Annotated in this window: 7 protein-coding genes; 2 read left to right on the top strand and 5 right to left on the bottom strand. The window is 72.5% G+C overall.

Features of this window, described 5'->3' with window-relative positions; genetic code table 11:
• Positions 1-159: 159 nt before the first annotated feature.
• The 5 genes from G3I41_RS36575 to G3I41_RS33740 form a co-directional block, all read right to left on the bottom strand.
• Positions 160-318 (bottom strand): DUF6760 family protein, encoded by a 159-nt coding sequence (locus G3I41_RS36575; RefSeq protein ID WP_018101391.1) that lies wholly within the window; start codon positions 316-318, stop codon positions 160-162.
• Positions 315-803, bottom strand: coding sequence for a hypothetical protein (locus tag G3I41_RS33755; protein ID WP_164404335.1), 489 nt, complete (start codon positions 801-803; stop codon positions 315-317). Before G3I41_RS33755 ends, G3I41_RS36575 begins: the two co-directional genes overlap by 4 nt.
• Positions 800-1,240, bottom strand: coding sequence for a phage tail protein (locus G3I41_RS33750; RefSeq protein ID WP_018101393.1), 441 nt, complete (start codon positions 1,238-1,240; stop codon positions 800-802). The genes G3I41_RS33755 and G3I41_RS33750 overlap by 4 nt, the downstream gene beginning before the upstream one ends.
• A gap of 63 nt (positions 1,241-1,303) precedes the next feature.
• Complete coding sequence (locus tag G3I41_RS33745; RefSeq protein WP_164404334.1) at positions 1,304-2,830, bottom strand: phage tail sheath family protein; 1,527 nt, start codon at positions 2,828-2,830, stop codon at positions 1,304-1,306.
• A 470-nt stretch (positions 2,831-3,300) separates the two neighbouring features.
• The gene (locus G3I41_RS33740) at positions 3,301-4,608 is read right to left on the bottom strand and encodes a hydrolytic protein (protein WP_164404337.1); all 1,308 of its coding nucleotides are present in this window, start codon (positions 4,606-4,608) and stop codon (positions 3,301-3,303) included.
• Between the two features lie 224 nt (positions 4,609-4,832).
• Here G3I41_RS33740 and G3I41_RS33735 point away from each other — a divergent pair, with 224 nt between their 5' ends.
• Together G3I41_RS33735 and G3I41_RS33730 are read left to right on the top strand one after the other, a co-directional pair.
• On the top strand, positions 4,833-5,555 hold the full coding sequence (locus tag G3I41_RS33735; protein WP_164404333.1) for a LuxR C-terminal-related transcriptional regulator: 723 nt from the start codon (positions 4,833-4,835) through the stop codon (positions 5,553-5,555).
• Positions 5,556-5,839: 284 nt separating this feature from the next.
• The coding region (locus tag G3I41_RS33730) for a hypothetical protein (RefSeq protein ID WP_343242278.1) at positions 5,840-8,363 on the top strand (2,524 nt) is incomplete at its 3' end.

The raw sequence follows: 8,363 nt of genomic DNA, 5'->3' as shown, positions 1-8,363 counted from the left end.
CCCGGGCCATCCGTGCCGGGGCCGGCCGTGCCGGAACCATCCGTGCCGGGGCCGGCCCAGGAGGCCGCCCCGGGAGCGGCACCGGGCTCCGGAGCCCGGCCCGCCTCGGCGGCGCCCGCCACCGGACGCTTCCGGAACCAGCCCCTCAACTCCACGCCCTCACCCGCTCTCGTTCACGCGGGTGTTGATCCGCGCTATCTCCCTCACCCATTCCTGCCGCTCACCATGGGTGAGGTCGAGGATCTCCTCGCGCTGCCAGTGGAAGTGGTAGGCGATGTACGCGATCTCCTCCCGAAGCCGGGAAGGCGCGTACGTCACGATTCCCCCAGGCGCTCACCCGACAGGTCCACCTCGAACGAGCCCTGGCACAGCGGGCAGGTGACCGCCGCGTGGGTGTGGCCCTCGCTGTTGATGCGGCGGTAGAAGTCCTGGAGGAACGCCACGTCGGTCGCGTACATCCGCTCGACCACCCCCGCGTGCACGTCGGTGATCGTGCCGAGGCGGGTGATGACCTGGCTCAGGAGCACCACGCTCAGGTACGCGGGGTTCTCCTTGACCCGGAGGTCGATCTGCGGACGCAGCTCGTCGCGGGCGGTGGCGAGCCGCATGGTCCCGGTCCGGTGGGTCCGGCCCTCGTCGTCCACGTAACCGCGCGGGAGCTCGAAGTCGAACTCGTCGGGCCGACGGGCGGCCGGGGGCGGTGCGGGGGCGGGGGCCGGGGCCTCGGGCGGCGCCGGCGCGGCGGCGGCGAGGCTGTCCAGGACCTCCTCGAGACCGCCGCCGGAAACGGTCCTGCGCCTCATTCGACCACGATCTCCTCGAAGGTGATGGTGACCGTCTCGGTCGCCGCGCTGGACTCGCCGGCCTTCAGCGAGGGGCCCTCCCAGCGGCTGGCCCAGCCCTGCATCAGCTGGATCCGGCGGACGGTGTCGCCCTTGGAGTCCTTGATCTCGATGGTGAGGTTCTGCCGCGCGGTGTCGACGGCGCCGTTGTTCAGCGTCTCCTTGATCCACTTGGTGAACTCGCTGCTCTTGTCGAGTCCCCGGGTGATCGTCACCTCGCCGGCCTGTCGCGCGCCGGGCTGCTTGCGGATGATCTGCTTGCCGGTGGAGGTCACCTGCCGGACCTCCACCACCTCCTCCTCGACGGTCAGGCCGCTGATCTCCTGGATGGACTCCACGAGATAGCCGCCGAGCTGCACGCCGAAGACGTGGGTGGAAAGAGCGTCGCCCTCTGCCATGACTGTGTGTCACCTGTTCCGTTCGTTGTCGCCTGCTGAGTTACCGCGGGAGAGGGACGGCTGTCACTCGTCCACGAGACTCGTGCTGTCCGAGAACTGCGAGAGCCGGAAGACGACGAACTCCGCCGGCTTCACCGGCGCGACGCCGATCTCGCAGACGACCTGGCCGAGGTCGATGGACTCCTGCGGGTTGTTGTCCCGGTCGCACTTGACGTAGAACGCCTCCTCCGCCGTACGGCCGAAGAGCGCGCCCCGGCGCCACTCCTCGGAGAGGAACGCGGTGACGTTGCGCCGGATGCTCGACCAGAGGCGGTCGTCGTTCGGCTCGAAGACGACCCACTGGGTGCCCAGGAGGATCGACTCCTCCAGGTAGTTGAAGAGCCGGCGGACGTTGAGGTAGCGCCAGGCCGGGTCGGAGGAGAGGGTGCGGGCGCCCCAGATGCGGATGCCCCGGCCGGGGAACGCGCGCACGCAGTTGACGCCGATCGGGTTGAGCAGGTCCTGCTCGCCGCGGCTCAGGCGGAGTTCGAGGTCGAGCGCGCCCCGGATGACCTCGTTGGCGGGAGCCTTGTGCACACCGCGTTCGCCGTCGCTGCGGGCCCAGACGCCGGCGACGTGGCCGCTCGGCGGCATGAGGGTCTGCCGGCCGGTGGCCGGGTCGAGGACCTTGAGCCACGGGTAGTACACGGTCGCGTAGCGCGAGTCGTAGCCGGCGTCGTCGTTGCGCCAGGTGCGGACGCGCTGGGCGTTCATGCCGGGCGGGGTGTCCAGGACGGCGACCCGGTCGCCCATCTGCTCGCAGTGCGCGATGAGGGCGAGCTGCACGGCCCGGACGCCCTCGTCGTCGATGTCGCCGCGCTGGTGGGCGCTCATCAGGTCGGGGACGGCGACCATGGTGATCTCGTCGATCGCCTCAAGGGCCGCGATGCCGGTACGGGCCGACGCGTCGCCCACGTACTCGGTGGGGCCGGTCCGGCCGGTGGTGCTCGCGTCCGGGGCGGCGGGCGCGAGGGTGAGGCTCTGCTTCTCGGGGCGGGTCTGCGCCGCGCCGGGCTGCTCGGTGACCTCGATGAGCTTGGACTGGCGGGCCTGGGTGACGAGGTAGCCCTTGACGTTCTTGCGTACGGAGGTGTCGAACGTCTCCACCACCTTGCCGCCCTGACGGACCAGCAGGCGGAAGCGGTCCTCCGGCGGGTTCTCGCCCTCGGCGTCGGCGACCTCGATGGAGATCCCGTCACCGGCGCCCGGCCGGGCGGACACGAGGAAGCCGCCGATGGCCACGGAGGGGGCCGTCGCGGGCGCGGTGTCCTGCGGCGCGTCCTCGGCGGGCCCGCCGATCCGGACGATGTACGCGGCGCCGCCGCCGTTGCTGAAGAACCCGTGGACGGCGAGCGTCAGATACGTGTCCGGGGTGAAGGTGCCGAACGTCGAAACGTACTGGTCCCAGCTGGTCACCAGCGTCGGCCGGTGGAAGGGGCCGGTCTCCGCGAAGCCGACGAAGGCGGCGACCGCGGTGCCGACACCCTCGATGGGCCGTGCTCCGGACTGCACCTCCTCCACGTATACACCTGGGGTGAGGTACGACGGCATGCTCGCTCCTTCGGCTGGTCAGTCGTTCGCCCGCCCAGTCTTGCCAGGGCGTGCGCGGGGGCAGTAGGTCTCAAAGTCCTGGCCGGGGGGCAGGGTGGCTGCCTTTCCGGGGCGGCGCGTCCGCACACCGGGCGCGAGGGATTAGTTTCAGCCAGAAAGGATCGAGCCGGTCGACGAGATCGGCTGGATTCCTCCGGTCGCTCCGGGGAACCGAATGAGTCGCGATCCGCTCCACCGAGCACACCGCCCAGTGGTCCAGTCCATTCACCGCACACGGAAATGCCCGGGAATCACCCGGGAAGCGCCGGAATTGACCCGCCGGCCGCACTCCGCGCATTTGCGCGTCCAGCCGTTCCGGGTGTGTCCGGGTGTGTGAAGGGACACACCCGGATGAACACCTGATGGCGCATCCCCGCAGGTGAGAAACCCGTCTGTTCACGTAGCCGGAACAGAAGGCCAGGAATCCGGCGCTATCGTTCCTCTCGCGAAACATCGCTCAGCACGCCGCTGACATTGAGTACTTGGTGACACCCGGAAGCCTGCTTACCGGTGGCCGGAGTCCCAGGCTTTGCGCAGGTCACGGAAACGGTGACCGCCGCCTTCTCCGGTATCTGAATGGGGGTGACCCAGTGATAGTCCTGGTTCCTGAACGTCTCCAGGGCAATGGTGGTGATCTTCCGCTGCCCGAAGGAGATGGTCAACAGCCCTTCGTCGCCCTGGAAATTGGCCACGACGATGTCCGTGACACCGAAAGTCCTGCCTTCCGGGACCACATAGGTGCCGGTCTTCCGGCCCCCGGCGCCCGTCTGCACGTCGATGGTCTCGGAGCTCTGCTGGCCGCCCCCGCCACCGGAACCGCCCGAGCCGCCGGCTCCTCCGGTCGAGCCGGAGCCGCCCGTCGCGCCACCGGACCCGTCGGCACCTCCCGAGCCCTGCCCCTTGCCCTGGGGCTCCTGCTGTCCGCCGCCGGAGGCCGAACCGCCCTGGCGGGGCTCCCGGTTCTCCTCCTGAGCGGCCTTGGCACCGGCCTCCTTGGCGGTGCTGCGCACGGCCGGGCGCACCAGCGCGAACCAGGCGAGCAGCAGCGCGATCACCGCGGCGAGCAGAATCAGCAACCACTTCGGGAACAGCGGGAGTTGGGCGAACTCGCCCGGGAGCGGCTCCGGCCGCCCCTCGCGGGGGCCCTCGGCGCCGGCGTCCTCCGGCTCCCCGGCCACGACCTCGAACGGCCAGGCGGCCGGTGCGCCGAACCAGATCAGCTTCCGGGCCCGGACCCTGAGGGCCGCCTCGGCGGACTCGCCCGGCTCCAGCTTCCGGCGCTCCGGCGTGAACGCGAGGCGCAGTTCCTCGCCGGGCTGCCGGGCCCCCAGGGACACCTCCGTGGGAGCGTTCCCACGGTTCTGTACAACGGTACGGAAGCGGGCCCCCAGCCAGCCCCGGCGGCGCCCGGGCTCCATGCGTGCGCGCAGCTCGTGGAACGGCTCGACCACCACCGTCAACTCGGGGACGGCCACCGACTCGGGGTGCTCGGCGGGCAGGACCCGTATGCCCAGGGGCTTTTCACCGGCCGGGACCTCGTGGGACCGGGGCGGCGCGAACCGCACCGTGACGGTCTCGGAGGTGCCGGGGTAGAGGGAGACCCGGGCCGGCTCCACCGTGGTCCACGCCGCACAGTCGCCGACCACGTCGAGGGTGTACGCCTCGACGATGTCCCCGTCGTTGCGCACGGTCAGCGTGGTCGTCGCTTCGGCGCCGGGCGACACCGTCACCGTGGGCATTGCGAGTTCGGCAGATGTGGTCACCCTGCGACGCTAGGCCGCACCGCGCTCCCGGCAGCAGGGGCGCGAGGGCAATGTGCGGGCAGGGGCGGTGCCCCGGGGGCACATCCGCGCCGTGCGCCGGCACCGCATCCCCGCGCCAGGTCGCCCTGTGCTCCCCGGACGAACCCGTACCCGACCTCACACACCGGAAACCGGCGGAAGCGGCCCAGGAGAACGAGAACATGACCACGATCACGACAGACATGACGACGACGGGGGCGGCGGTCCCGCGCGGCCTCGCCCCGCCCGAGCAGCCCGCCCCCGGCATACCCGCCCCGGCGTCCGGCCGGGTCTCGGTGGCGGTGTACGCGGAGGACCTGATCCTCCGGACCGGGGTGGTGCAACAGCTGCGCCGGCGCCCGGAGATCGAGCTGGTCCCGGACGAGGAGGCGGACCGGGCGCAGGTGTCCCTGGTGGTGGTGGACGTGGTGAACGAGCCCGCCGTCCAGCTCCTGCACCGCCTCCAGCGCAACACCGCGACCCGGACCGGCCTGGTCGTCGGGTACTTCGAGGCGGGTGCCCTCCAGACCCTGATCGAGTACGGGGTGGCCGCCGTGCTGCGGCGCGGCGAGGCCGACCAGGACCGGCTGGTCCACCTGGTGACGGCCATCGCGAAGGGCGAGGGGGTCCTTCCCGGGGACCTCCTCGGCAAGCTCATCGACCACGTCAGCAGCCTGCACCGCTCGGTCCTCGATCCGAGGGGCCTCTCGCTGTCCACGCTCACGACGCGGGAGGCGGAGATGATCCGGCTGGTGTCGGAGGGCTACGGCACGGCGGAGATCGCGCAGAAGACCTCGTACTCCGAACGCACCGTCAAGAACGTGCTGCACGAGGTCGCGACCCGGCTCAACCTGCGCAACCGGGCGCACGCGGTGGGATACGCGATGCGGCACGGGCTCATCTGACACGCACCCCGGTCCAGGGCACCCGTGCCGGACGCCGGGGCACCGGGAGGGCAGCCGCCGTTGCCCCCTCGGTGTCTCCGCCCGCCCTGCGGCGGCCGGGCCGAACTCCGCGCGCTCCGGCGCACCTTGACGAGGGACGGGTCCGGAACGGGCCGCCGGGGCCGCGGCAGCCGCAAAGGGCACCCGCTCTTCCCCCGCCCCGGGTACTCCCGGCCCTGTTCCACCGGGCCCATGGACGGGATGCTCGTCGTGGAGAACCATCGATTCAGACTGCGAGGTGGACTGTGGGCGGTCCGAGGGGTACCCGGCTGCACCGGCTCGGCGCGGCGGTGGTGCTGCTGACGCCGTTGCTGGTGGCGGGCTCCGTAGCGGCCCCGCAGGGCGTCCAGCCGGCCGCCGCCGCGTCGAAGGCGGTGACCGACACCGGGCGGATCGCCTTCGCCGGCACGGGGCACCGCAGCCTCGGCACGGTCACGTCGGAGACCGCCACCGAGGACCTGTTCGAGAGCGACGACCCGGCCCACTACGACCAGGACGCCTACGGGCGCGGCGACGCGCTCGTCTTCACCAGCCTCCGGGACGAGGTGCGCCCCCAGGTCTACCTGCGCCGCGCGGACGGCGGCGTACTGCGGCTCACCACCGGCATGGACGCCGCGCATCCCGAACTCTCCCGCGACGGGAAGACCGTGGTCTTCGACTCGCCCGGGAAGGGCGGCCGCCGGGACCTGTGGTCGGTGGCCGTCGACAAGCCCGGGAAGGCGCGGCAGCTGACGGACACCACGGACGAGGAGACGTCCCCGACGCTCTCCCCGGACGGCACCCGCATCGCGTACGCGAGCGACGGCGGCCCGGAGCGGGGCACGCAGATCTACGCGCGCGGCCTGAACGGCGGCGAGGTGACGTGCCTGAGCGACAGCGCGGAGGGCGACGCGGACGAGCCCGAGTGGAACCCGGTCGCCGACACCGCCCACGGCTCCCGCATCGCCTACACGCTGCACGTCACGCCCACCTCGGCCACGGACACCGGCCACCGGCTGCGGGTGACCGACGACGGGTCCGGGAACCCCCGGCCCGTGCTCACCGGTCTCGGCAAGGACTGGGGCTCCCGGTCACCGGCCTGGCTGCCCGACGGCGAGGGCCTGCTCTTCCTCAGCCCCAACACGGACTGCGGCTGCTCCGTCTACGACCACGTCTACCGGATCGGGTCCCTCGACGACCCGGCCCCGCACATGGTGCTCACCGAGGACCGCGAGGTGGAGACGCCGGCGGTGCTCGGCTCCCCGGACTCCTGGTCGACGGTCGTCACCCGCAGGACCACCAAGGACGCGGCTCTCGTCACGCTCCAGGACATGCGGCAGGACGGCTCCGACCCCCGCGACCTCCGGTTCGACGTCCTGCGCGAGGACCCCAGGGCCCTGACCAACACCAGCGACGACCCGGCCGCCGACCCGCTGTTCCACCCGGCCGCCGGGTACGACCCCTGGACCGAGCGGCAGACGTACACCCCCGACGGGCGCCACATCGCCGTGACCCGCTTCGAGCAGCTCGACGGGCAGCGGGTCCAGCGGATCTGGCTCGTCGACACGGACGGGAAGCACCCGTCGCCCATGAAGCTGGACGGGCGCGGCCCCCGGGACCGCGACACCGACCCCTCGTTCTCGCCGGACGGCACCCGGCTCGCCTTCACCCGGTCCACGCCCGGCGCGAACGACGCCTGGACCAGCCGGGTACTCGTCGCGGACGTGGCCTCCGGGCGCATCACCGGCGAGGTCGTGCCGCCCGCCGGCGAGGTCACCGGCGCCGACGCGCAGCCCGCCTGGTCGTCGGACGGCACCGTCCTGGCGTTCACCCGCCCGGAGGTCGTCCGGGGCCTCGGCGGCATCAAGCACGTCTGGACCGCCCCGGTGAAGGCACTGAAGCAGCAGCGGGACCTCAGCCGCATCGGCGGCTGCCCCGGCGAGTGCAAGGTCATCGACGACAGCCCCGCGTTCTCGCCGGACGGGAAGTCCGTCGCCTTCAACCGCAAGGACCGCGCGGACCAGATCAACCAGCGCGCCAGCGTCGTCGTCGTCTCACCGGACGGGGAGGACTGCCGGGTCGTGGTTCCGTCCGGCCGCTCCGGCGACCCCGCCGCGTGCGCGGCGAAGATCCCGGACGTCGAGACGACCGGCCCGTACCAGCCGCGTGACGTGGCGTGGTCGCCGGACGCCTCCCGGCTGGTGCTCAGCCACCGCCGCGGCCGGGCGCCCAACTCCCCCGAGCAGCTGTCGGAACTCGATCTCGCCACCGGCGCGCTGACCCCGCTCACCGCGAAGCTGCCCGGCCGCCAGAAGGAGCCCGCGTTCCAGCAGAAGGTGGACCTGGCCGTCACCGCGCCGCCCACCTCGCCCACCGTGGAGACCGGCTCCTCGGTGTCCGTCACGGTCACGGTCACCAACAACGGCCCGGCTCCCTCCCCCGGCACCACCCTGGTCGCCGACCTCCCGCCGGGCGTCCGCCTGGAGGGCATGTCCACCCCCACGGGCGCGTGCGACGAGGACGGGGCGCCGAGCTGCGCCCTCGGCCTGCTCGCGCCGGGCGCCGAGGTGCCGGTCACCGTGCGGCTCGTCGGCGTGACGAACGGGCCCTGGCAGCTGGGGTGGTCGGTCAACGGCGCGGTCGTGGACCCGAACCCGTCGGACAACGCCACCGGCACCGTCGTACGGTTCCGCACCACGCCCGCCATGCCCAGCCCGCCGCCCTCCGGACCGGCCACACCGCCCAAGCTGCCGCCCCCGGCCGCGCAGCCGCCCGCGCAGCCGCTGCCGC

This window comes from Streptomyces sp. SID9727, assembly GCF_010550605.1.
Lineage (GTDB): Bacteria > Actinomycetota > Actinomycetes > Streptomycetales > Streptomycetaceae > Streptomyces.
The sequence above is the reverse complement of the archived record's forward strand: the minus strand, read 5'-3'. Positions and strand labels throughout refer to the sequence as shown.